This window comes from Aquipluma nitroreducens, from assembly GCF_009689585.1.
Taxonomy (GTDB): domain Bacteria; phylum Bacteroidota; class Bacteroidia; order Bacteroidales; family Prolixibacteraceae; genus Aquipluma; species Aquipluma nitroreducens.
Genome location: NZ_AP018694.1, coordinates 2,484,929 through 2,509,314 on the forward strand (window position 1 = coordinate 2,484,929; position 24,386 = coordinate 2,509,314).

Here is a 24,386-nt window from a genome sequence, read left to right on the forward strand (position 1 = left end):
TGTTAAGAAATTGTAAACAAACAAACTTTGGGTAAATTCTCTCTTTATATTTACAAAAATTAGTTACAGCCGATGTATGGCTTATAATTTACAATCACATCATTTCCACTGGTCACAATTTGAATGTTGTTAGCATATTTCAATTCTCCAAAGCGAATTGATGCAAAATCCCTAGTCGGAAAAATAACTTCGGGATAAATTCAGATCAATACGTTTTATTCTTTTGGTTTATAGACGATTAAATCATTTGCATACTAAATAATATAAAACGACGTTTTGTAAACTCAAATTGTTTATTTTTACTTTTATCTGCGGATCAGGGTGATAGAAGGCAATAATTTAAATTATTAGTATGGGAGGGATCAGCATTCACCGGATTTATATTGGAATTCTTATTTTGGTTGTAGTACTAGTTACTTCATTTTTGGCCTACCAAGGTTACTCTTACTATTCTTTGGGCGTTGAAAATCGGTTCTTTCATCCGGATCATCAAACACTAAAACCAAGTGGTTTTATGGGCCACACCTTAGGGATACTCGGTTCATTTCTTATGCTTGTTGGCGTGGCGACTTATATGCTCCGTAAACGGGTCAGTAAGTTTTCCCGAATTGGAGTTTTAAAATACTGGCTCGAATTTCATATCTTTCTCTGCACTCTCGGTCCAATATTAGTACTTTACCATACAGCGTTCAAGTTTGGCGGACTGGTTGCTGTGAGTTTCTGGAGTATGGTTGCTGTAGTTTTGAGTGGGGTGATTGGCCGATACATTTACCTTCAAATTCCAAGAACCATTGAAGGTCGTGAAATGAACCTGAACGAGATCAATCAAATCAAAGATGAACTAAACAAAAAACTCGTCACAGTATATCACATCGAAGAAAAGGCTCTTGAAGATATTTTGAATGCTGTTAAAAAACGCCCCGACAGATCAGGAAACAACATGTTGGCACGAAGTATTGCCAAATATAAATTCGAAAGCCGGACTATCAGTGAAGTAAAAGAAATTCTGAAACATAACAATATCCATGGGAAAGGGTATAAAGAAGTTATCAGGCTTATCAAAGATGAAATTAACCTGAATCGGAAAATTGATCGCTTAATTTCCATGCAAAACCTCTTTAAATACTGGCATGTGGCGCACTTACCATTTGCATTACTTATGCTTATTACTATGCTTATTCATGTTGGTGTGGCGATTACTTTTGGCGCTCACTGGATTTTCTAAATCGTAAAATGGAAGTTTTAACTGAAAATATTATCATCTATTCTTTCATCGCAATTCTCTTTGTTTCGATCGTGTATTTCTATGTTCGGAAGGAAAAGAAAAACTCAAAAATAGTTGAAGAAAAGATTAAAATCGCCAAAGAAGAAGGATTGCACGAACCCGTTTCATTGCACCCGGTAGTTGACGTCAATTCCTGCATTCAAACAGGAGCTTGTATCTCCGCTTGTCCGGAACATGACATCCTGGGCATTTTAAACGGAAAGGCAACTACCATTAATGCATCGCATTGCGTGGGTCATGGCGCCTGTTTTCATGCCTGCCCCACTCATGCCATTACACTGTGCATCGGAACGGAAAAGCGTGGAGTTGATATTCCACATGTTGATCAATCGTTCGAAACCAATGTTCCGGGTATTTATATTGCCGGCGAAATTGGAGGAATGGGACTGATTCGGAATGCCGTTGAACAAGGAAAACAAGCCGTTGAAAATCTGGCAAAAAAAATAGATAAACACATTCAGGCCGATTACGACATCATTATTATTGGCGCCGGACCTGCGGGTATTTCAGCTTCGCTCACTGCAAAGAAACACAATCTGAAAGCAATAACATTGGAGCAGGATTCGCTTGGCGGAACGGTTTTTACTTTCCCCCGAAAAAAAATTGTGATGACCTCGCCCATGGATATTCCGCTTTATGGCAAGGTAAAACTCCGCGAAACGACCAAAATGGAATTACTCGATTTATGGAACAATGTTTTGGGGAAAAATGAGATTGTAATTAAAGAACAGTCGAAAGTGGAAAGTATTGTTTTTCAGGACAAACGATTTGTAGTTGAAACGGCCTCCAAGGAGCAGTTTACTACCAGAAAGGTGCTCCTTTCGATTGGTCGGAGAGGGACACCGAGGAAATTAAATATTCCGGGTGAAGTGAGTGAAAAAGTAGCCTACCGGTTGCTTGAGCCCGAATTAATTTCAAACAAAAAAATAGTTGTTGTCGGCGGTGGAGACTCGGCCATTGAAACTGCTTTACTTTTAATGGACCAAAATCAGGTTACACTTTCGTACCGCGGGGAATCTTTTGGAAGAATAAAAGTTGGAAATAATCAAAAAATAAAGGAAGCGATTGCACAGAAGCAAATCGACGTCAGGTTTAATACCAACCTGAAATCAATTGAAGATGATAAAGTTAAAATCGTTGATTTGCTTTCAGGCGAAGTAACTGATTTGGGAAACGACCTGGTTTATATTTTTGCCGGAGGTGAACTTCCAACCCAGTTTCTGGAAAAAGCGGGAATAAAAGTTGACAAAAAATTTGGAGAAGCCGTTTTAAAGCATGATTAGGGATTGAGCATGAAGTTTATAATTAACCTACACATCTCTCTTGTATTTTTATTCTTAAGCTTGATGGCTACAGGACAAATATCACCTGGTGAATTGGCTGAGCCTCATGCCCATCTTGAAGGAATGTCGAACTGCACCCAATGTCATGATTTAGGCGAACATGTGTCGGATCAAAAGTGCTTGGCTTGCCACAAAGAGTTAAAAGTGCGGATTGATCAGAAAAAGGGATTTCATGCATCGCCAAAAGTGAGTGGGAAAAATTGTATTGCTTGTCACAGCGACCACCTCACACGAAAATATGACATTGTACATCTGGATAAAACAAAATTTGACCACAAGGATGCTGGCTTTGTGCTGGAAGGAAAACACAAGGAAAAACAATGCGTGGATTGCCATAAAGCCGAGAATATTAAAGATCCGGCAATCAGAAAGAAAAAGATGACTTTTCTTGGCTTGAGCACCGAATGCTTAAGTTGCCACAAAGATTATCATCAGGGGACTTTACCCACCAACTGTATAAATTGCCATTCGTTTGATTCGTTTAAAACGACCAAAAAATTTGACCATCAGACCACCAAATTTCCTCTCCGCGGAAAACATGCTGATGTCGCCTGCCTCAAATGTCACCCGATGGAAAAGAAAAACGGGCAGGACGTTCAGAAATTTTCTGGTATTGCTTTTAATAACTGCACCGCCTGTCATAAAGATGTTCACGAAAATAAATTCGGAAACGATTGCCGCAAATGCCATTCCGAAGAATCTTTTCACCAGATTTCAGGAATAAAAACTTTTGACCATAGCAAAACCAATTTTCTCCTGAAAGGGAAACACCAAACAGTTGATTGTAAGGCTTGCCACAAAGGCAGTTTAACCACACCGATTAAACACGACCTTTGCAACAATTGCCATAAAGATTACCACAACGGACAATTTACAAAGCAGAATCCTAAGTCAGATTGCAAAGACTGTCACAATGAGAATAGCTATAAGGAGACATCTTTTACTATAGAACAGCACAATACGGGGCAGTTTAAACTTGAAGGAGCACATTTGGCAACTCCGTGTCTGGCCTGTCATAAAAAGGGAGAGGATTGGAAATTCCGCGGTCTGGACAAAAACTGTTCGGCTTGTCACGAGAATATTCATAAAAACTTTATGGATCCGAAATTTATTCCTGAAGGCAGGTGTGATAAATGTCATACGGTAACCAATTGGAGCAAAGTAACATTCGATCACAAAATCACTACATTTGAATTGAAAGGGAAACACGCGGAAGCATCATGCCGTGATTGCCATTTCAAAAAAGTCAATTCGAATCAGGTTACCCAGGTTTTTTCTGATTTGAAGCCTAATTGCGAAAGCTGCCATACCGATGCGCATCAGAAACAATTTAGCGCCAACGGATCAACCGACTGTTCCGTTTGCCACGGATTTGATAACTGGAAGGCTGAAAGCTTTGACCACAACAAAACCCGGTTTAAATTGGATGGTGGACATAAAAATGTTGATTGCAGGAAATGTCATCATCAAAATAATTCAACAATTGTTCCGTTCATACAATACAAAAACACTGATAGGCAATGTACAAGCTGTCATATTTAATTGTATTCCTATTTTCAGTCATGATTGGTTTTGCCCAATCGCCGCATGGTGACGGATTTAAAATCGATTGCGCTTCGTGCCACAATGCCGACACCTGGAAAGTGACAAAAGCCGATATGTCGTTTGATCACAATACCACTAAGTTCAAACTTACCGGCCAACACCAATCGGTCGATTGTAAAAGTTGCCACCAAACGTTGAAATTTCAGGAAGCAAAAACGGAGTGTATTGCCTGTCATGCGGATATGCACACCAATACGCTCGGACCCGATTGTGCACGCTGCCATACTCCCAAAACATGGATTATTGAAAATACAAAAACCATGCACCAGTTAAGCCGTTTCCCGTTAGAAGGCAACCATGCAGTTACTGATTGTGCATCCTGCCATAAATCATCGACCAACCTGAAATTTGAGCCTTTGGGCATTGAATGTGTCGATTGCCACAAAAAAGATTACCTGCGCACCACCTCTCCCAATCATCAGAAACTAGGATATTCAACCAATTGCACCGACTGTCACAACGTTAAATCAACAGCCTGGGCGACTACCAACTTTGACCATAGTGTATTTCCACTTACCGGAGGCCATAATATCAGCTGCGTGCAATGTCATACCGGTGGAACTTACCAGAAATTGTCTACGGAATGTATAAGCTGCCATCAGACCAATTACAACGCAACTCAGATTCCCAACCATTTAAAGGCAGGAATTTCGACGGATTGTAAAAGCTGTCATTCGATAGTTGATTATAAAACGTCAACCTTTAATCATAGTAACACCAATTTCCCATTAACAGGAGCACACGCAGCTGTAGTTCAATGCTCGTCCTGTCATCTGGGTAATACCACTTCTGCCAAACCTGAATGTATTTCCTGCCACCAAACTCAGTATAACGGCGCTAAAGGACATGTGGCCTCCAAGTTCTCAACCGATTGTACCTTATGTCACAACAATAATAACTGGCTTAATGCTGTGTTCAACCATTCAGCAACCAATTTCCCTTTGACGGGTGCACACACAACCGTTGATTGTGCAAGCTGCCACACTACAGGTTATGCCGGAACATCCATGGAATGTAAAAGTTGTCATCAGGCAAAATACAATACGGCACAGGCTCCAAACCATACTGCCGCCGGAATTTCAGTGGATTGCAAAACTTGCCATACCACGACGGCCTGGCAACCTTCATCGTTTAAACACAGCTCTACCGGATTTACTTTAGCCGGAGCACATGCAGCAATTGTTCAATGTTCATCATGTCACTTGGGCAATACAACTTCGGCTAAACCTGAATGTATCTCCTGTCATCAGGTGCAGTATAATGGGGCTCCAGGTCATGTGGCCTCCAAGTTCCCGACCGATTGTACCTTGTGTCACAACAATAATAACTGGCTTAATGCTGTGTTCAACCATTCAGCAACCAATTTCCCATTGACTGGCGCTCACACAACTGTTGATTGTGCAAGCTGCCATACAGCCGGTTATGCCGGAACATCCATGGAATGTAAAAGTTGTCATCAGGCAAAATACAATACGGCACAGGTTCCAAACCACACCGCAGCAGGAATTTCAGCAGATTGCAAAACTTGCCATACCACTACTGCCTGGCAACCTTCAGCATTTAAACACAGCTCTACCGGATTTACTTTAGCCGGTGCACATGCGGCAATCGTTCAATGTTCGTCGTGCCACTTGGGCAATACAACTTCAGCAAGTCCAAATTGTATTTCATGTCATCAGGCGCAGTATAATGGGGCACCAGGTCATGTGGCCTCCAAGTTTCCGGCCGATTGTACCTTGTGCCACAACAATAACAATTGGCTTGGCGCGACATTCAACCATTCAGCGACCAATTTCCCATTGACTGGCGCTCACACAACAGTAGATTGTGCAAGCTGCCATACGACTGGATATGCCGGAACATCCATGGAATGCAAAAGCTGCCATCAAGCCAATTACAATTCAGCAGCCAATCCAAACCATAAGACTTTGGGATTGTCTGTTACATGTACTGACTGCCATACCACAAATCCCGGCTGGCAACCAGCTACATTCCCCATTCACAGTACTTACTATGCGTTAACCGGTGCACATGCGACAATTGCCAACAACTGTGCCGCTTGCCACAATGGAAATTATACTTCTACACCGAACACTTGTTATGAATGTCATACCACAGACTATAACAATACCAAGAATCCGGTACATAAAACCTCGGGGTTCTCAACGGACTGTGCATCATGCCATAAAACAACAGCCTGGGTACCTTCAACATTTAATCACACGACATATTTCCCAATTTCAACCGGAAAGCACACCAATATTAGCTGTGCAACCTGCCATACTACGCCAACAAATTATACCGTATTTACTTGTGTAACATCAGCATGTCATGCGAGAGCCCATAACCAAAGTCAAGGCAGTGCAGGGTGTTATCGATGTCATCCAACAGGAAAAGAATAAGGAGAGAGATTAGAAGATTTGGAGAAACTAACAGAAAGGATTGAATGAAGAGGTGCTTTTTAATTTTCATAGTGACATTATCGATATTGAATCTTTACGGGCAAGAGGATCGGCCAATTGCTGAAGGAAAAGTTTCATACATTACCCTTCAGAATATTTACGTGAAGTTTGAAACTTCAGGATTGGTTCAACCCGGCGATACCGTTTTTATCCGGAAGGATCAGGCTTTAGTTCCACTGTTTGTTACCGAATCGGTATCTTCACTTTCGTGTGTCGGCAAGCCTGTTGCTAAAACCGACATTAAAGTTTCGGACGTTGTTGTCATTAAAGTTAAAAAATCGTCAAAGCCTACGCCAAGAAAAGATAAAATCCCTACGGGACCTTCAAGTCTCAGAACTGATTCTGTTCAAAGTCCTGAATCGAAACTTCCGGACAAATCGGTACCTGGATTAGAAAGAGCAGAGAGAATCTGGGGACGATTATCGGCCACATCTTATTCAAGCTTCTCGAATACCTCTGATTTCAACCAGCGGATGCGGTACACTTTTACGCTTTCGGCCGATCATATTTCTGGAGGTAGAATTTCGACTGACACCTACATTACGTTTACCCATAAGCTCAATGAGTGGGCTACTGTAAAGAATAACATTTTCGATGCATTTAAAATCTATAGCTTGTCGGTAAACTATGATGTGACCAACAAAACGCAGGTTGCTGTTGGCCGGAAAATCAATCCCAAAATTGCCAGTATCGGCGCCATTGATGGCTTACAGGCTGAAACGAAAGCCGGAAATTTCACTTTGGGGGCAGTTGCCGGAACCAGCCCTGATTATACGGATTATAGTTTCAATCCCAAACTTTTCGAATACGGTGGCTACATATCGCACGACATCAATAATAAATCGGGCAACATGTCTAGTTCATTGGCGTTTTTTCAACAAACCAGCCACGGAATGACCGACCGACGCTTCGCGTACTTTCAGCACGATAACTCACTGATCAAAAACATCAACTTGTTTGTCTCTTCTGAAGTTGACTTATATGCCTTGAAAGACAGCATTCCAACCAACACGATTAGCCTGACCAGTCTTTATCTTTCATTACGCTACCGGGTTTCCAAACAACTCTCGGCCTACCTTTCGTACGATGCGCGCAAAAACGTAATCTATTACGAAACGTTTAAAAACTACCTCGACTTGCTTTTGCAGGATGCGACCAGGCAGGGATATCAACTTCGGATTAATTACCGGCCATCGAATTCGATCAGCTCAAGTCTTACCGGAGGATACCGGTTCCAGAAAAACGACATTCATCCTATGCTCAATGTCAATGGCTTTTTAACCTTCTCCAAGGTGCCTGGAATCAATTCATCGGTAACGTTCTCGACCAACTGGATTCAATCAAGTTATGTTGACGGAATGATTTACGGTGTTCAATTAGACAAAGAGCTTGTTCCTTCGAAGTTGAGTGCCGGTATCAATTACCGGTTAGTTGATAATAAATACCTGAATGCCACTTCGGGACCGCGTTCGCTGCAACACATGGCTGCATTGGAACTTTCTTGGCAAATCAGCAAGAAAATGTATTTTTCAGCCAATTACGATGGCACTTTCGAGAAATCGAACAAGTACCACAGCATCTATGTAAGCCTCACCCAGCGGTTTTAATCATCCACAGTCACAAAAAAATCCGATGCTTTTCGGCACCGGATTCTGAATATGTTGAGGAATAATTCTTACAATTTGGCAAACAACTTTTTCATACTTACTTCGCCTGAAATGATACTTTTCAGGTCACTGATTTTGACGCGATCCTGTAGCATAGTGTCGCGATAACGAATGGTTACAGTTCCATCTTCGAGTGTGACATGGTCAACAGTTACACAGAAAGGTGTCCCGATCGCATCCTGGCGACGGTAACGTTTTCCAATCGAGTCTTTTTCGTCGTATTGGCAATTGAAATCAAATTTCAGGTCGTCAATAATTTCACGAGCCTTTTCAGCTAAACCATCTTTTTTCATCAAAGGCAGAACAGCCAGTTTAACCGGAGCCAAAGGTGCCGGAATACGAAGCACTACGCGAATATCTTTTTTACCATCTTCGCTGGTCATTTCTTCTTCGGCATACGATGCTGCCATAATTTGCAGGAACATGCGGTCGACTCCGATAGAAGTTTCAACTACGAAGGGAACATATGATTCATTCAGTTCCGGATCGAAATAAGTAATCTTCTTGCCCGAATACTGTTGGTGCTGCGACAAATCGAAGTCGGTGCGAGAGTGAATTCCTTCCACCTCTTTAAAGCCGAATGGGAAACGGTATTCAACATCGACTGCAGCATTGGCGTAATGGGCCAGCTTGTCGTGTTCGTGAAAACGGTAGTTTTCCTGACCAAATCCAAGCGCCTGATGCCAGGCCATACGGGTTTGTTTCCATTTCTGAAACCATTCCAATTCGCTGCCTGGACGGACAAAGAACTGCAATTCCATTTGTTCAAACTCGCGCATCCGGAAAATAAACTGCCGGGCAACAATTTCGTTACGGAACGCTTTACCAATCTGGGCAATCCCGAACGGAATTTTCATTCGACCGGTTTTCTGCACATTCAGGTAATTTACGAAGATTCCCTGGGCAGTTTCCGGGCGAAGATAAATCTTCAAAGCGCCATCGGCAGTCGAACCCATTTCAGTTGAAAACATCAGGTTGAACTGGCGAACATCGGTCCAGTTGCGTGTTCCGGAGATGGGGCAAACAATTTCCTGATCGATGATGATTTGCTTCAACTCCTCCAGGTTACTATCGTTCAAAGCTTTTACAAACCGGCCTTGCAGTTCGTCCCATTTTGCCTGATATTCCAATACCCGACCATTGGTTTCCTTGAACTGTTTTTCGTCGAAACTCTCGCCAAAGCGTTTCTTCGCTTTTTCGACTTCCTTCTCAATTTTATCTTCGTATTTGGCCAGTTGTTCTTCAATCAAAACATCGGCGCGGTATCGTTTCTTGGAATCTTTGTTATCGATCAATGGGTCGTTGAATGCGTCAACATGGCCTGAAGCTTTCCAAATGGTGGGGTGCATAAAAATAGCCGAATCAATTCCAACCACATTTTCGTGCAGCAGGACCATCGAGTCCCACCAATATTTTTTGATGTTGTTCTTCAGTTCAACACCATTTTGTCCGTAATCGTAAACTGCTCCCAGTCCATCGTAAATTTCACTCGATTGAAACACAAAGCCATATTCTTTACAATGAGCGACCAGCTTCTTAAAAACATCTTCCTGAGCCATAGCATTTATTGTTGATGATAGATTAATTATTATTTATTGTATTGTTGCGAGTTAAGTTTTGCAGGAACTGCTTGAAACTCGAAATGGTGTTATTCTATTTCCTCGAAGTCAACATATTCACCTTCGGTAGTATTGGTCCGGGTTTGCTGTTTCCGATCCTTTTCTATCGTGACTTCACCTTCTGGTTTATATTGTTGTTGGCGCTGATACTGCGTTTGCCTTTCCTGCATATTATTCACGGCCTTTTTAACCACGATGGGGAAAAGTAAGCGTCCGACAAATTTCAGCACATAATAGAGAACTACTATAATACCAACTGTCCGTAAAAAATTTGTCAGGACTAAAATGACAAATAATTGATTCATAGCTTTTCAAAATTTAGAGCGGCTAAAATTAGTAATTAATTAGGAAACAATCGTAATTTAATGGACAGTCAAATCGTGTTACAATGATCATTACCTTTTCTTAACTTTCATATAACCATTGATGTCGAATTCATTTTAATATCCATAAATTCAATTCATAACAAAAAATCCCGGTCGCATGAACGATCGGGATTCAAATCTATATCTTTTTAGTAATTATCCGTTCAAAGCCTCAGCACCATTCGTAACCTCCAGAATCGCATTGGTAATGGCGGCCTGGCGGGCTTTATTAAAGGTCAGGGTCAGTTCGTCAATCAATTCCGATGCATTGTCGGTTGCCTTGTGCATAGCGGTCATACGAGCGCCGTGTTCTGCCGCATGCGAATCGAGCAACGCTTTGTAAAATTGGATCGCCAATGACCTTGGTATTAATTCTTCCACAATAGTTTCAAGCGAAGGCTCGTAAATGTAGTCGGTATTACTCTGCTTCTTCCGATCAGTAATTGCCGGTAATACGGGCAAGAATTGTTCACAAATCAAATCCTGCGATGCTGCATTTATGAATTTGTTATATACCAGCTCAACCCGATCATATTTACCACTCACAAAATCAGCCATAATCGCTTTAACCTCAACCGAAACATTTTCAAAACTCAGATTATCGAAAAGATGATTTTTTTCACTCTGAATTTTGATCTGATACGAACGAAGAATCTTTCCAGCTTGTTTCCCGATGACAATAAAATCAAGCGTTCCGGCATTAAACTGATTTTTGTATTTTGTTTTTGCCAAATGAATCGCCTTTTTGGAGATATAAGAATTAAATCCACCGCAAAGCCCCCGGTTTGAACTAATCAAAACGATCAAGACCTTTTCAGGAGTGCGCTGAACCGTAAAAACCGAATCGGCTGAATTATCCAATGCAGAACTCAATGATGAAAGTAAATCTGAAAGTTTTTCAGCATACGGACGAATCTGCAAAATAGCATCCTGCGCTTTTTTCAGTTTGGCTGCCGACACCATTTTCATGGCGCTGGTAACCTGTCTGGTCGTTTTTACAGATGTTATCCGGGTTCGTATTTCTTTTAAATTAGCCATTCAATCAAAGTGTTTTCAATCACGAATGTTTATTCTGAATATCTTTCAGCAACTTCGGCTGCTACTTTTTCAATCACTGTTGTTTCATTATCAGTAAGAACACCTGCCTTGATCTGGTCAAGCACATTCCGATACTGCATTTCCATCAATTCAAGAAAATCGCGCTCAAAAGCTCTCACTTTTTCAACAGGTACTTCGCGTAACAATTCTTTTACCCCGCAATAAATAATGGCAATCTGATGCTCAATTTTCATTGGAGCATATTGTTGCTGCTTCAGAATTTCCACGTTTTTGCGTCCTTTGTCCAGAACGCGCATGGTTGCAGCATCCAAATCAGATCCGAATTTCGAGAAAGCTTCCAATTCGCGGAACTGAGCCTGATCTAATTTCAGGGTTCCGGCTATCTTCTTCATGCCTTTAATCTGGGCATTTCCTCCAACACGCGATACCGAAATACCCACATTGATAGCAGGGCGAACTCCGGAGTTAAACAAGTTTGATTCGAGGAAGATCTGACCATCGGTAATTGAAATTACGTTAGTCGGAATGTATGCTGACACGTCGCCTGCCTGAGTTTCAATAATCGGAAGTGCGGTTAATGAACCTCCTCCTTTTACTATACCTTTCAGGCATTCGGGTAAATCGTTCATTTTGGCCGCCATTTCATCTGAAACAATGATTCGGGCAGCTCTTTCGAGTAAACGAGAGTGCAAATAGAATACGTCGCCAGGATAAGCTTCACGGCCTGGTGGACGACGCAACAACAACGAAACTTCGCGGTATGAAACGGCCTGTTTCGAAAGGTCATCGTAAATAATCAAGGCATCGCGGCCTGTATCTCTGAAAAATTCACCAATAGCAGCTCCGGCATAAGGTGCATAATATTGAAGAGCAGCCGGATCGGAAGCTGTTGCCATTACGATTACAGTATAAGCCATGGCTCCATGTTTCTCGAGAGTTGCTGCCAGATTGGCTACTGTCGAACCTTTTTGCCCAATGGCCACGTAAATACAATATACTGGTTTCCCTTGTTCAAAATTCTCACGCTGATTAATGATGGCATCAATGGCCACTGCAGTTTTCCCGGTTTGACGGTCACCAATGATTAACTCACGCTGACCACGTCCGATTGGAATCATGGCATCAATCGCTTTTAAACCTGTTTGAAGTGGTTTCGAAACGGGCTGCCTGAAGATTACACCAGGAGCTTTACGCTCTAATGGCAAAACAAATTTTTCGCCGGCAATAACTCCTTTGCCATCTATCGGTTCGCCCAAAGTATTGATAACCCTGCCAAGTAATCCTTCGCCTACTTCAATCGAAGCAGTCCGGCGAAGTCTTTTCACGGTGTCACCTTCTTTGATCTCTTTGGTCAAGCCTAGAATTACAGCACCGACATTATCTTCTTCCAGATTCAACACGATCCCCATTACGCCCGAGTCGAATTCAATCATCTCATTCGACTCAACATTCGAAAGACCATAAATACGCGCAGTTCCATCTCCAACCTGAAGTACAGTCCCCACTTCTTCCAGTTCGGCCTGACTTTTAAAGCCTTCCAGTTGTTGCTTGAGTATTTCTGAAACTTCAGCAGGTTTTATATTTGCCATCTTATTTCTATTTTTATTCTTTCGTTATTCTATTTCAATTCTGTATGAAGCAATTGCTCTCTGATTTTTTTCAACTGTGTCGACAGACTTGCGTCGTATTGTTTATCCTCAACGCGTATCACAAAACCTCCAAGTAAACGGTCATCAACTTTTTGGCTTAATTCAACCTTGGCATTGAAATCGGTTTCAAGAATTTTCTGAATTTGAAGTACAAGAACTTCGCTTATCGGTTGGGCGCTGGTTAATACGGCGGATTTAATTCCTTCTTCCTGACGATATAAATCTTCCAGATTCCTGAAAATTCCCGGAATATAATTTTCACGTTTGTTTTCGGCGATAAGAAGTAGAAAATTCAAGGACAAAACATTGATTTTGCCGTCAAAAATGCGTTTGATCGCCTCTACTTTTTGCGAGGTTTTTACTACCGGACTTTCGAGCATAAGAATAAAGTCACTGCTTGTTGTACAAACAGAAGAAATTAATCCGGCATCCTTGCGAAGTTCAAGGGTCAAACCTTTATCCTTTGCAAGTGTAAAAAATGCCTTGGCGTACCGAACATTGATTTTACTTTGATCCATACAATTATTTCAACTTCAGATCTTTTAGCATATCCTCAACCAAGACTTCCTGATCTTTCGGATTGTCGAGTTGTTTCCTTATCACTTTTTCAGCAATCATCACCGATAACTCAGCAACTTGCTTTTTGATATCATTTATGGCTGCTGTTTTTTCGGCATCGATTTGCTGCTTGGCGTATTCAATGCTCTTTTGGGCTTCATGATTTGCCTGATTTTTTGCATCAGCAATGATTTTATCCTTGATATCGCGAGCTTCCTTCAGGATAATGTCTTTTTCCCTTCTGGCCTCAGTAATAATCTGATCGTTGGCGGCCTTTAACCCGGCAACATCCTTTCTGGCTTTTTCGGCTGAATTCAAGGCATCAGCAATCGATTTTTCCCGATCTTTCAATGCGTTCAAAATGGGTACCCAGGCAAATTTTTTCAGGATAAACATTACAATCCCGAAAATAATTAGCATCCAAAATATTGTACCGTAATCCGGAGTTACAAATCCCATAGCGATGTGATTGTTGGTTAGTAGCAACCCTTACTCCCGGCAATCCCGGGAGTGGGCTCCAAAACAAAAATTTCTTAAATGAAAATTACCAAAGCACAGATGATAACGGCAAAGAATGCAACACCTTCGATCAATGCTGCCGAAACAATCATGTTCGAACGGATATCGCCAACAGCTTCTGGCTGACGAGCAATTGCTTCCATTGCACTGGCACCGATTTTACCGATACCAATACCAGCTCCGATTGCTGCTAAACCTGCGCCCATTGCAGCTCCCATTGGCCCAACTGCCAGAGTTGCCGCATCTGCTAATAAGATAAATAATGATGTCATAACAATAACTGTTTAAAATATATTGAAACTAATGATGATGTTCAGGTGATGCCATCCCAAAATAAAGGGCTGACAGTAATGTAAATACGTATGCTTGAATAAAAGATACAAGCACATCGAGCAATAAAATAAAAACAGAGAAGGAGACTGAAAGAACAGAAACGCCCAAACCGGCTTCGATCCCCATTTTAACGTTAAAAATGAAAATCAATGAAACAAACACCGTCACAATCAAGTGGCCTGCCAACATGTTGGCAAAGAGACGAACCATTAATACAAATGGTTTGGTAATGACTCCGGTAAGTTCAACAATGGGCATCAGCGGTATCGGAAACTTCAACCACCAAGGTACATCGGGATTATAGATTTCTTTCCAGTAATGTTTATTCGTACTAAACGTGGTTACGAAAAAGGTAAACAACGCCAAAACCATCGTTACTGCGATGTTCCCGGTAACATTTGATCCAAACGGGAAAATGGGAACCAATCCCAGTAAATTGTTGATCAGGATAAAGAAAAAAACTGTTAACAGAAAAGGCATGAATCTTTCGTATTTCTTTTCGCCAATTGCTGGTTTAGCGACATCGTCGCGAACAAAAAGAATAACTGGCTCAAACAAACTCTGCATTCCGGCAGGAGCTTTATTTACACGCCTTTTAGCTGTTTTTGCAATATTCAGGAAAATAAGCAAGAGTACGATTACGCTAACAAAAATTCCGGCTACAGTTTTGGTAATCGACAAATCGATAGGTAAACCTATGACTTCTCCCTGTTCGTTTATTTCAACAATTTTGCCTTCGTTTTTCCCTTCGTGCTCAATCCTGAACCCATTAAAAGTTTCTTTTCCGTGATGAAATCTGGAGGACATAAAGAAGTTCCATCCTTTATCAGAACTGTATAGAATAATTGGTAATGGAATGCTGATTTCTGTTTCACCAAAAGTGGCAATATGCCATTCAAAAGCATCAGACACATGCTCAATTACAAATTTCCCAGGATTGAACCCCTCCGGTTGTGAGGTCTCTGTTGTATTCTCCGATTCTTCAGCTGCCCGAACAAATCCAGTTCCAAGAAATATGACTAATATGATAATGAATAAAGGTCGTATAATTTGATTCATTTTTTTTTCATTGTATTCAGCGGTCAACAAATTTAATTTTTTATGCGATTAAAACCAATCTTCGCAATAAAGAGTAATTATATTTTTTTCTGTCTAACAAACTTCGAAAATTGAAGCACTTCGAAAGTTGTATACACGGCATACAGTATTAAAAAATTACCTAAAAATATTTTAGCATACTCTCTATTTAAAAATGCATAAACAATCGCCACGATCAGGTAAAAGAACATTTTCAGAAAGCTAACCGCCATATATTGCGAAGTAAATCTTGAACCTGATTTGACGGCAATCTTTAACAAATAAGCATGAACAAGGTTTGTTACGATATAAAAAAGGAGTGCCGAAATTGGTAGAATTGGCGAGTAGTATGGCTGAAGAAATGATGAATAAACAACCGCTCCCAAAATGAAAACGATGATAGTCAAAACAGTAGATTGTATAATAAATCGCTTCATCGATGACTGATCAAATAAATAATATTTCATTTTTTAACTACAAAAATTTCCGGACAGCATGATAAATCGCACCAATAACTGACAATATCATTAAAGCTAAGGTAAACACGGGGAATTTAAATTCGATCCAATGGTCAATGAGTGTTCCCAACCACGTTCCAACTCCCATGATGACAATCATTTCAAAAGCCAGACTGGAATATCGGATAAAATCATCCAGTTTTTTCTTAGGTTTCTGATATTTTTCAGGATTCATTAACTGACATTTTCATCACTCATAGAGCAAGTACCTGCAAAATAGGCTCCAGGTTCAATAGCCAACTTCCCAGTAACAATGTCGCCGGTAACCTGCGACGATGCTTTTAACGAAAGCAACTCAGCAACAAACAATTTACCTTTATGGATTCCGGCAATCTCGCAACTTTTGCATCTGATTTCTCCTTCTATCTTTCCAGAAGCGCCTATTACCAGTCTTCCTTTAGTTTCGAGGTCGCCAACAATTTCACCATCCACCCGAAGGTCGCCATCTGAGGTTATATTACCAGTAATTCGCGTCCCTTTGGCAATCAGATTAATTACTTGCAGATTAATTTCATTGTTTTCTTTAGCCATTGCTTTTGGTTTTTTTGAACGAATTTCAAATATACAAAAGCTGTCCTTAGATCGCTAACTGAAACTGTAAAAAAAGGCTATAGAAGCAAAAAACGTGTCTCTTTTCAGAAACACGTTCAATATTTTAGTTCAATATTTTAAGCAGCCTTTAGATGAAATGATAAAGGAAAGTCGTGATTCCTTCGAAAGCGGGTTTCCGGTTTCCCTCTATTTCCATGCGAATGTCTAACTGTATTTTGGTTATTCCCCTCAGATTTGCAACCGAACGCAAAACGACGCGGGTCCTGATTCTGCTGTTCACCAAAACTGGTTGATTAAATTTGAAGCTATCAATTCCGTAATTAACCAGCATCTTAATGTTTTCGACCTGAATAATCTGATCCCACATGTAAGGCAAAAGCGAAAGAGTCAAATATCCATGTGCAATTGTACTTCCAAATGCACCTTCTGTTTTAGCTCTTTCCTCATCCACATGAATCCATTGATGATCGAGTGTTGCATCGGCAAACTTATTGATTTGATCCTGTGTAACAGTCAAATATTCAGAAATACCGAGTTCCTGTCCAACAAGTTTTTCAAATTCCTCGTGACTTCTTACAATAAGCTTTCCCATAATCGGTTTGTTTTAGGTGTTTAGTATTTATTTTCTATTTCGGATCGTAGGCCCACTTTAAATATATACTTCCCCAGGTAAAACCTGCGCCAAATGCAGCAAGAATGATGTTGTCACCTTTCCGTAACTGGCTTTCGTAATCGTACAAGCAAAGTGGGATTGTTGCAGCAGTGGTATTTCCGTATTTCTGAATATTCACCATTACCCGCTCCTTGTCAATTCCCATTCGACGACCAACAGCGTCGATAATTCTCATATTTGCCTGATGGGGAACAAACCATGCCAGATCATTCTCTGTGATATTATGCTTTTCCATCATTTCAATGGAAACATCAGCCATATTTGAAACCGCAGACTTAAATACGGTTTGTCCCTCCTGAGTTACGAAATGTTCTTCATTGTAAACAGTTTCATTCGAAGCCGGCCTTAAAGAACCGCCACTTTTAATCTGAAGGAATGAACTTCCTGAACCGTCGACCCGATTGATATGATCAATCACTCCCAAATTTTCAGTTGTCGGTTCAAGTAAAACGGCAGCAGCTCCATCGCCAAACAATGGACAAGTTGTGCGGTCTTTATAGTTTGTAATCGACGACATCATGTCGGCACCCAAAACAATCACCTTTTTGTATTGTCCACTTTCAATAAATTTAGCGCCGGTAGTCAATGCAAATATAAATCCTGAACATGCAGCATTAAGGTCAAAACCCCAAGCGTTAATTAATCCTGCTTTGAGATTGATCAGATTCGCAGATGCAGGTAGTGGGGAATCAGGAGTTATCGTGGCACAAATCAATAATTCAATCTCTTCCGGTTTTGTTCCTGTTTTTTCGAGCAATTGCTTTACAGCAGCGGCTCCCATATCCGAGGTTGCTAATCCTTCCTCTTTCATGATGCGGCGCTCTTTAATGCCAATACGCTGCATGATCCATTCGTCGGATGTTTCAACCCAAGTACTCAATTCTTCGTTAGTTAAACGATACTCAGGTAAAAATGCTCCAATGCCAGTAATTGCAGCACGAATTTTATTCATAGTGAAATTTTTTAAATCAAATCTATCAAAAAAAGCCCTCCCAAAAATTCAGAAGAGATCCAAATCAAACTGTAATATTTGGAAATTAATTGCGGCGCAAGTTAAGATGAAAAAACTGAACAGCAAAGAATAATCAGGCAAATAATTCACCTAACTCCTTTTAAAACAATTAATTAAATTGTTCGAATATTAAAACAGGAGAGCAAAAAAAGATCAGAAGAATAGGATTCTTCTGATCATAATGGAGTTGTTATTAAACTGTAACGTCTTTTTCGATTGCCAACTTACCTCTGTAATATCCACACTCCGGACATACAGTATGATATTTAACAGTTGTACCACAATTTGAACAAGCTGCCAATGTTGCTGGCGTAGCTTTGTAATGTGTTCTTCTTTTGTCTCTGCGGGTTTTTGATACCCTGTGTTTTGGATGTGCCATCTTAACTTAATCTTTATTCGTTATCTAATAATTTCTTTAAATCATTCCAGACTGACTTGTTTTCCTCGTCTTCTCTGATAATATATTTGCTTAACTTTTCGATCATCGCCGGATCACATGTTGTGTTTCCGTTTTCATCGTCAGGATGAACTCTTTTGATCGGAATAGCCAAACAAATAAATTCATAAATCAATTGAGCTACGTTCAATTGATAATCGTTTGTGCTTACCCAAATTACGTCATCGCCTTCAACGAATTCCTTTTCGCCAAATTTAACGAAAATTCGCTCCGACCCATTGATTGGCTGATCGTACATTTCAAGACAACGGTCGCACTGAACATTTACTGTTCCCTTCACATCAAACCACAAGATCATCAGTGAACTCTGTTTTTCAAGAGTAATCCGAACGTTTACATTACCTTCATCGACAACACCACCGCCAAACTCAGAAAAGAATTTGCCATCTATTTCGTATTCAAAAATATGCTTCCCTTGTGAAAGCCCTTTGAATGCAATGCTATAGAATGATTGACTGCTCATTGCCTGAAAAAAGTTTTGCAAAAGTATAAAAAATATACAAACCCCGAAAATATATTGATTTTTTTAACAACGTTTCTCCCTTAATTGGTTTTCACAATCGAACCAATTAGATATCAATTAATTGCTTCCGGTTCGTATTGTTAATAAGTTATGCCTTGTTCAGAATTATCCTGAAGGTTGTTCCTTTGTTGATCTCAGATTGCTTCAGAAAAATTTTTCCTTTGTGATAGTTCTCAACAATTCGTTTGGCCAAAGAGAGCCCGAGGCCCCAACCTCTTTTCTTTGTTGTAAAGCCAGGTTGAAACACTGACTTGTAATAAGCTTTCGAAATCCCCTTCCCCGTGTCAGAAACGTCAATAAACAATTGATCCGGTTTTTCCGTAATGGAAACCTGAATTGTTCCTGAATTGTTCATCGCATCGATTGCATTCTTACACAAGTTTTCGATCACCCAGCTGAACAATGACGAATTCAAAGGTGCTTCATGTCTTATCTCAGGATCATAATCAAGAATGAATATGATCTTGCCTGACGAGCGCGTTTTTAAATATTCAATGGTTGAGCGAATCGTTTCGGCGACATCTGTTCGAACTAGTTCAGGAATCGATCCTATTTTGGAGAAGCGCTCAGTTATTTTTTGCAACCGTTCGGTATCCTTTTCAAATTCCTGAATCAGTTTTGCATCAATATTTTGCATTTTTAATAACTCAACCCAGGCCATTAACGATGAAATAGGCGTTCCTAACTGGTGGGCAGTCTCTTTCGACATACCAACCCATACCTGGTTCTGTTCTGAATTTCGTGAAGAATTAAATGCAAGATAAGCTACCAGAATAAACAAAAAGATTACACCAAATTGAACGACTGGGTAATACTTAAGGTTTTCGAGCAAAATAGAATCACGATAATAAAGATATTGAGTCTCACCGCCAGGAATTGAAATAATAATTGGTTCGTTTTGCTCTTTCATTTTATGCAATTCCCTAAACAATACCTTGTCCTTGTTTTCATCTGAATATGAGATGTTCCTTGAATCTCCAATTTGATCCAGACTATCAGCAATTATAATAGGAATAGTTGTGTTGCGAATGATAATGTTATTCAGAAAGGTGATGTCTTGATTGGAATTAATGTCGGCACTGGCAAGTTTCTGGGTAGCCTCGGCCCATAACTCAACACTTTTACGCTCTTCCCTGGCCATGTTTTTTACCAGCCAATTGGTATAATAAAATGCCCCAATTCCAATCACAACTGCAAGCATCAGAAGTAGAATCTTCCAGCGACGTTTTCTAAAATAGAAATCCAAGGTTAGTATGATTTAATAATATGACTGATAAACGCATGCACCTTTTAAAAAGTATTCCGAATTTTAATCTTTTTGGATAAACGATTCTGCCGTTCTATAAATCCCTTGCTGGTCAAGTCCATAATCACGAAACAGTTCTTCGGTTGTACCATGATCGATGAACTTGTCAGGAATACCAATTCGTTTCAGTGGAATGTTGTATTGATGATCGGCCATAAATTCTAATATTGCACTACCAAATCCTCCCTGCAAAACGCCATCTTCAACAGTAAGTACATGGCTAAAATTCTTAAAAATCGAATGAAGAGCCTTCTCGTCCAACGGTTTAACAAACCTCATGTCGTAATGTGATGCTAGAATTCCATCTTTCGAAAGCATTTTCACAACTCTGCTTGCCTGAACTCCCATCGTACCAATAGTCAATATCGCCAAATCAGTACCTTCAGAGAGCTGCCTGCATTGTCCAATAGGAATTGCTTTCATAGGTTGGTTCCAATCGATAACACTGCCACATCCGCGTGGATATCGAATCGAAAAAGGACCGTGATTTTCATTTTGAGCCGTGAACATCAAATTGCGTAATTCAAGTTCATCCATCGGTGCTGATACTATCATGTTTGGAATTGAACGCATATACGCCAAATCGAAAACCCCATGATGGGTTGGACCGTCAGCTCCAACAAGCCCTCCACGATCGAGACAAAAAACAACTTGCAAATTTTGTATTGCCACATCGTGAATTACCTGATCGTAAGCACGCTGCATGAAAGTGGAATAGATGTTGCAAAACGGGAGCATTCCTTGTGTAGCAAGTCCGGCAGAGAACGTTACTGCGTGTTGCTCGGCAATACCAACGTCAAAGGTTCTGTGTGGCATCTTTTCCATCATCAGATTAAGAGAACATCCGGAAGGCATCGCTGGTGTTATAGCCACAATCCGATCATTCATTTCAGCCAACTCAATAATGGTTTTGCCAAATACATTCTGGAATTTTGGAGGTTTATTAACCTGACATTCGCAATCGAGCAATTCTCCTGTAATTTTATCGAACTTCCCCGGAGCATGGTATTCTGTCTGATTAAGTTCTGCCTGCTTGAATCCCTTTCCCTTTTTCGTAATCACATGTAATAACTTGGGGCCTGGAATACTGCTAAGACTTTCAAGAACTTCAGCCAAATAAACCACATTGTGTCCATCAACTGGCCCGAAATATCTGAAACCCAATCCTTCAAACAGGTTCGACTGTTTCAGCAACATGGTCTTTATCGCATTTTCAGTTTTCTGAACCACTCGTCTGGCTTTTGGGCCAAATCCGTTTAGCTTGCCCAATCCTTCCCAAATATCCTTTTTTAGTCGGTTGTATGTTTGAGATTTCGAAATATTCAATAGATAATTGCTAAGTCCACCCACGTTGGGATCGATGGCCATGTTGTTATCGTTCAGGATAACGAGCAAGTCTGATTTGTTAACAGCAGCATTGTTTAAACCTTCAAAAGCCATACCTCCGGTAATTGCCCCGTCGCCTATTACAGCAATAATCTTCCGGCTATTCTCACCTTTAAGATTAGCTGCAACAGCCATGCCCAAAGCCGCCGAAATAGACGTACTTGAATGGCCAACTCCAAAAGTATCGTAAATGCTTTCAGAAGGTTTGGGAAATCCGCTGATGCCATTGTATTTGCGGTTGGTGTGAAATACATCTTTCCTTCCGGTCAAAATTTTGTGCCCGTATGCCTGATGTCCAACATCCCAAACCAATAAATCATAAGGAGTTTTAAACACATAATGAAGCGCCACGGTTAATTCCACAACGCCGAGGCTTGCCCCAAAATGACCCGGATTAGTTGAAACCACATCAATAATAAAGTCTCTTAATTCCTGACAAACCTGAGGTAATTCTTCAACTTTCAGCTTTCTTAATTCCGATGGATCTGTGATCTGATCCAATAGACTTCCCGTATTTTCAACCATCAACTTTCAATTTTGAATCCAAATATACAACGTAAAAAGTCATTAGTCATTAGAACTGAAGGAAAAAATCCAAGCCGGCATCTGACTGGAATAATCATTGGGGAAAAGGTTAAAAACAACCTTCCGATTTACGAATGACTAATGACCATTTCCGATTTGCTCCTGACTTTGCAAAGTTCTATATTTACCAGACTAAAAACACAAGCCATGAATAAATTATTATACGTATTCGCCTTTTTCTTTCTATTGTCCTGTGTATCATCCAAAAAATTCAATCAGTTGAATGGAAACTTCCAGGATTGTGAAAAAACGGTTCAATCCATGAAAGAACAGAATCAGGCATTGAACGTAAAAATCACCGAACTTCAGAGCAAAATAGACAAACAAATCAAAGATATTAGTGAACTTACTGCAAAACTCAACGAAACAACCGGAAATCTGGAAAGTTTAAAGGCCGGAAGTTCGGAAGAAATTGCCCGGTTAATGGGAAAACTTCAGGAAGCACAAACCGATTTGCAAAAGCGGGAAGATATTCTGAAATCGGCGCAAACCGAACTGGAAAAACGTAGTCTTCGTCTTCAGGAACTTGAAGAAGCGCTAAAACAAAAAGACGATGCAGTTAAGCAACTTCGTCAAAAAGTTATGGATGCCTTGGTCGGTTTTAACAACAAAGGGTTAACTATTCAGGAGAAAAATGGGAAGGTTTACGTTTCGCTTGATGAACAGCTTCTGTTTAAAACCGGGCAGTGGGATGTTGATCCCAAAGGGCAGCAGGCACTTTCGAACCTTGCCGAAGTTCTGGGACAAAACCCCGACATTAATGTTTTAGTCGAAGGGCATACCGATAATGTTCCAATGCGTGGAACTGGCTTAGTGAAAGACAATTGGGATTTAAGCGTGATGCGCGCAACGGCAGTTACCCGTATTCTATTGAAAAACAAATCTGTTGATCCAAAGCGGATTACTTCGGCTGGTCGCGGAGAATTTTTCCCGATTGATGAAGCAAATACTCCGGAAGCCCGACAGAAAAACAGGAGAACCGAAATTATTCTGACTCCCCGGCTGGATGAAATTTTCAGGATTCTCGAAAATAATTAAGAACGTATTTTCTACAACCTGATCATCCGACGGATACGTTTATTGAACCCAACGATTTCGGTATATCCAATGTGAGAGAGCATTGCAGTTGCACTTTCATAATGCCGGGCTATTTGCTCAACCCTGTGGGCATCAGAAGATAATGTAACCGGAACATGATGCTTGTAACACATTTCGAGTAATTTTATACCTGGAGTAAATTCGGCACAAGGCCGGTCCATTCCTCCTGTATTTAGTTCAACCACCAGATTGTAATCTTTAATTATCCGAATGGTATCGTCAAACAGCTTATCCTGATTTGTCTCCGGATAAACCCTGAATTTTTTAATGATATCAATGTGACCAATTGTGTCGAATAAACCAGATTGGGCTGCCTGCTGAATTAGTCCAAAATACATTTCATAGAGTTTGTCGTTTGACCATTTCCCATATAAGGACTGGTCGACATCAAAATTCCAGTCACCAATAAAATGAACTGAGCCGATGACATAATCAACCGGAATGCTTTCGATCAAATCACTCAATTCATCTTCATAACCAGGAAAATAATCCACTTCAATACCATATCTAATTTGAATCTGGTTCTCATATTTCTGTTTAAGGTCAAGTATTTGCCTGGTCATTACCGGGATGTCTTCCATTCGAATAGCCCAATCAACAGGTTTGAGGCAAACATGGTCGCTAAACCCAATTTCATCCAGTCCTTTCGAAATTGCCGCCAGAATCATTTCTTCATGCGAATTTTTTCCGTCTGACAAGACTGAGTGCATGTGATAGTCTACCAATCCAATCATA

Annotated in this window: 23 protein-coding genes; 6 read left to right on the plus strand and 17 right to left on the minus strand. The window is 40.5% G+C overall.

Annotated features, from left to right (window positions below; genetic code table 11):
* Positions 1-352 precede the first annotated feature (352 nt).
* From AQPE_RS10430 to AQPE_RS10450, 5 genes are all read left to right on the plus strand, one after another.
* Positions 353-1,225, plus strand: a complete 873-nt coding sequence (locus AQPE_RS10430; protein ID WP_318350995.1) for a hypothetical protein — start codon at positions 353-355, stop codon at positions 1,223-1,225.
* 8 nt (positions 1,226-1,233) lie between these two features.
* Entirely contained in the window at positions 1,234-2,568 is a 1,335-nt protein-coding gene (locus tag AQPE_RS10435) for an NAD(P)-binding domain-containing protein (RefSeq protein WP_318350996.1), read from the plus strand.
* Positions 2,569-2,631: 63 nt separating this feature from the next.
* A complete protein-coding gene (locus AQPE_RS10440; RefSeq protein ID WP_318350997.1) occupies positions 2,632-4,170 on the plus strand; it encodes a hypothetical protein in 1,539 nt (512 codons plus the stop codon).
* Positions 4,149-6,635: a hypothetical protein gene (locus AQPE_RS10445; protein ID WP_318350998.1), complete on the plus strand. Its 2,487-nt coding sequence runs from the start codon at positions 4,149-4,151 to the stop codon at positions 6,633-6,635. Before AQPE_RS10440 ends, AQPE_RS10445 begins: the two co-directional genes overlap by 22 nt.
* A gap of 71 nt (positions 6,636-6,706) precedes the next feature.
* Positions 6,707-8,302 carry a hypothetical protein gene (locus tag AQPE_RS10450; RefSeq protein WP_318350999.1) on the plus strand — a complete coding sequence of 532 codons (1,596 nt, stop codon included), beginning with the start codon at positions 6,707-6,709 and terminating at the stop codon, positions 8,300-8,302.
* A gap of 68 nt (positions 8,303-8,370) precedes the next feature.
* On the opposite strand, the gene AQPE_RS10455 is transcribed toward AQPE_RS10450, so the two are convergent.
* The 16 genes from AQPE_RS10455 to dxs form a co-directional block, all read right to left on the minus strand.
* Positions 8,371-9,921 carry a glycine--tRNA ligase gene (locus AQPE_RS10455; RefSeq protein WP_318351000.1) on the minus strand — a complete coding sequence of 517 codons (1,551 nt, stop codon included), beginning with the start codon at positions 9,919-9,921 and terminating at the stop codon, positions 8,371-8,373.
* Between the two features lie 89 nt (positions 9,922-10,010).
* The gene (locus AQPE_RS10460; RefSeq protein WP_318351001.1) at positions 10,011-10,286 is read right to left on the minus strand and encodes a DUF4834 family protein; all 276 of its coding nucleotides are present in this window, start codon (positions 10,284-10,286) and stop codon (positions 10,011-10,013) included.
* Positions 10,287-10,502: 216 nt separating this feature from the next.
* Complete coding sequence (gene atpG / locus AQPE_RS10465) at positions 10,503-11,384, minus strand: ATP synthase F1 subunit gamma (protein WP_318351002.1); 882 nt, start codon at positions 11,382-11,384, stop codon at positions 10,503-10,505.
* A 29-nt stretch (positions 11,385-11,413) separates the two neighbouring features.
* Complete coding sequence (gene atpA / locus AQPE_RS10470) at positions 11,414-12,994, minus strand: F0F1 ATP synthase subunit alpha (protein WP_318351003.1); 1,581 nt, start codon at positions 12,992-12,994, stop codon at positions 11,414-11,416.
* Between the two features lie 29 nt (positions 12,995-13,023).
* Positions 13,024-13,572: an ATP synthase F1 subunit delta gene (gene atpH / locus AQPE_RS10475; RefSeq protein ID WP_318351004.1), complete on the minus strand. Its 549-nt coding sequence runs from the start codon at positions 13,570-13,572 to the stop codon at positions 13,024-13,026.
* Positions 13,573-13,576: 4 nt separating this feature from the next.
* Positions 13,577-14,071 carry a F0F1 ATP synthase subunit B gene (locus tag AQPE_RS10480; protein ID WP_318351005.1) on the minus strand — a complete coding sequence of 165 codons (495 nt, stop codon included), beginning with the start codon at positions 14,069-14,071 and terminating at the stop codon, positions 13,577-13,579.
* A gap of 74 nt (positions 14,072-14,145) precedes the next feature.
* The gene (gene atpE, locus AQPE_RS10485) at positions 14,146-14,403 is read right to left on the minus strand and encodes an ATP synthase F0 subunit C (protein ID WP_318351006.1); all 258 of its coding nucleotides are present in this window, start codon (positions 14,401-14,403) and stop codon (positions 14,146-14,148) included.
* Positions 14,404-14,431: 28 nt separating this feature from the next.
* Positions 14,432-15,523, minus strand: coding sequence for a F0F1 ATP synthase subunit A (gene atpB, locus AQPE_RS10490; RefSeq protein WP_318351007.1), 1,092 nt, complete (start codon positions 15,521-15,523; stop codon positions 14,432-14,434).
* 492 nt (positions 15,524-16,015) lie between these two features.
* Positions 16,016-16,234, minus strand: a complete 219-nt coding sequence (locus AQPE_RS10495; RefSeq protein WP_318351008.1) for an AtpZ/AtpI family protein — start codon at positions 16,232-16,234, stop codon at positions 16,016-16,018.
* Positions 16,234-16,590, minus strand: a complete 357-nt coding sequence (locus AQPE_RS10500; RefSeq protein WP_318351009.1) for a bactofilin family protein — start codon at positions 16,588-16,590, stop codon at positions 16,234-16,236. Before AQPE_RS10500 ends, AQPE_RS10495 begins: the two co-directional genes overlap by 1 nt.
* Before the next feature lie 148 nt (positions 16,591-16,738).
* The gene (locus AQPE_RS10505; protein WP_318351010.1) at positions 16,739-17,203 is read right to left on the minus strand and encodes a MaoC family dehydratase; all 465 of its coding nucleotides are present in this window, start codon (positions 17,201-17,203) and stop codon (positions 16,739-16,741) included.
* 34 nt (positions 17,204-17,237) lie between these two features.
* On the minus strand, positions 17,238-18,236 hold the full coding sequence (locus tag AQPE_RS10510) for a beta-ketoacyl-ACP synthase III (protein ID WP_318351011.1): 999 nt from the start codon (positions 18,234-18,236) through the stop codon (positions 17,238-17,240).
* Between the two features lie 253 nt (positions 18,237-18,489).
* Entirely contained in the window at positions 18,490-18,675 is a 186-nt protein-coding gene (rpmF, locus tag AQPE_RS10515) for a 50S ribosomal protein L32 (RefSeq protein WP_318351012.1), read from the minus strand.
* A gap of 13 nt (positions 18,676-18,688) precedes the next feature.
* Entirely contained in the window at positions 18,689-19,216 is a 528-nt protein-coding gene (locus AQPE_RS10520) for a YceD family protein (protein ID WP_318351013.1), read from the minus strand.
* A gap of 148 nt (positions 19,217-19,364) precedes the next feature.
* A complete protein-coding gene (locus AQPE_RS10525; protein WP_318351014.1) occupies positions 19,365-20,522 on the minus strand; it encodes a sensor histidine kinase in 1,158 nt (385 codons plus the stop codon).
* 63 nt (positions 20,523-20,585) lie between these two features.
* Positions 20,586-22,493: a 1-deoxy-D-xylulose-5-phosphate synthase gene (gene dxs / locus AQPE_RS10530; protein WP_318351015.1), complete on the minus strand. Its 1,908-nt coding sequence runs from the start codon at positions 22,491-22,493 to the stop codon at positions 20,586-20,588.
* Between the two features lie 207 nt (positions 22,494-22,700).
* Between dxs and AQPE_RS10535 the strand changes: the two genes are divergently transcribed.
* On the plus strand, positions 22,701-23,591 hold the full coding sequence (locus AQPE_RS10535) for an OmpA family protein (RefSeq protein WP_318351016.1): 891 nt from the start codon (positions 22,701-22,703) through the stop codon (positions 23,589-23,591).
* Positions 23,592-23,602: 11 nt separating this feature from the next.
* On the opposite strand, the gene AQPE_RS10540 is transcribed toward AQPE_RS10535, so the two are convergent.
* Positions 23,603-24,385, minus strand: coding sequence for a histidinol-phosphatase (locus AQPE_RS10540; RefSeq protein WP_318351017.1), 783 nt, complete (start codon positions 24,383-24,385; stop codon positions 23,603-23,605).
* Position 24,386 lies beyond the last annotated feature (1 nt).

Coding starts and splice junctions, on each gene's coding strand:
- atpE (WP_318351006.1), bottom strand. CDS start 14,403: ATGACATCATTATTTATCTTATTAGCAGATGCGGCAACTCTGGCAGTT.
- rpmF (WP_318351012.1), bottom strand. CDS start 18,675: ATGGCACATCCAAAACACAGGGTATCAAAAACCCGCAGAGACAAAAGA.
- AQPE_RS10540 (WP_318351017.1), bottom strand. CDS start 24,385: ATGATTGGATTGGTAGACTATCACATGCACTCAGTCTTGTCAGACGGA.
- AQPE_RS10440 (WP_318350997.1), top strand. CDS start 2,632: ATGGCTACAGGACAAATATCACCTGGTGAATTGGCTGAGCCTCATGCC.
- AQPE_RS10510 (WP_318351011.1), bottom strand. CDS start 18,236: ATGAATAAAATTCGTGCTGCAATTACTGGCATTGGAGCATTTTTACCT.
- AQPE_RS10445 (WP_318350998.1), top strand. CDS start 4,149: ATGTACAAGCTGTCATATTTAATTGTATTCCTATTTTCAGTCATGATT.
- AQPE_RS10520 (WP_318351013.1), bottom strand. CDS start 19,216: ATGAGCAGTCAATCATTCTATAGCATTGCATTCAAAGGGCTTTCACAA.
- AQPE_RS10495 (WP_318351008.1), bottom strand. CDS start 16,234: ATGAATCCTGAAAAATATCAGAAACCTAAGAAAAAACTGGATGATTTT.
- AQPE_RS10535 (WP_318351016.1), top strand. CDS start 22,701: ATGAATAAATTATTATACGTATTCGCCTTTTTCTTTCTATTGTCCTGT.
- atpB (WP_318351007.1), bottom strand. CDS start 15,523: ATGAATCAAATTATACGACCTTTATTCATTATCATATTAGTCATATTT.
- AQPE_RS10460 (WP_318351001.1), bottom strand. CDS start 10,286: ATGAATCAATTATTTGTCATTTTAGTCCTGACAAATTTTTTACGGACA.
- AQPE_RS10455 (WP_318351000.1), bottom strand. CDS start 9,921: ATGGCTCAGGAAGATGTTTTTAAGAAGCTGGTCGCTCATTGTAAAGAA.
- AQPE_RS10435 (WP_318350996.1), top strand. CDS start 1,234: ATGGAAGTTTTAACTGAAAATATTATCATCTATTCTTTCATCGCAATT.
- AQPE_RS10430 (WP_318350995.1), top strand. CDS start 353: ATGGGAGGGATCAGCATTCACCGGATTTATATTGGAATTCTTATTTTG.
- atpH (WP_318351004.1), bottom strand. CDS start 13,572: ATGGATCAAAGTAAAATCAATGTTCGGTACGCCAAGGCATTTTTTACA.
- atpA (WP_318351003.1), bottom strand. CDS start 12,994: ATGGCAAATATAAAACCTGCTGAAGTTTCAGAAATACTCAAGCAACAA.
- AQPE_RS10505 (WP_318351010.1), bottom strand. CDS start 17,203: ATGGGAAAGCTTATTGTAAGAAGTCACGAGGAATTTGAAAAACTTGTT.
- atpG (WP_318351002.1), bottom strand. CDS start 11,384: ATGGCTAATTTAAAAGAAATACGAACCCGGATAACATCTGTAAAAACG.
- dxs (WP_318351015.1), bottom strand. CDS start 22,493: ATGGTTGAAAATACGGGAAGTCTATTGGATCAGATCACAGATCCATCG.
- AQPE_RS10480 (WP_318351005.1), bottom strand. CDS start 14,071: ATGGGATTTGTAACTCCGGATTACGGTACAATATTTTGGATGCTAATT.
- AQPE_RS10500 (WP_318351009.1), bottom strand. CDS start 16,590: ATGGCTAAAGAAAACAATGAAATTAATCTGCAAGTAATTAATCTGATT.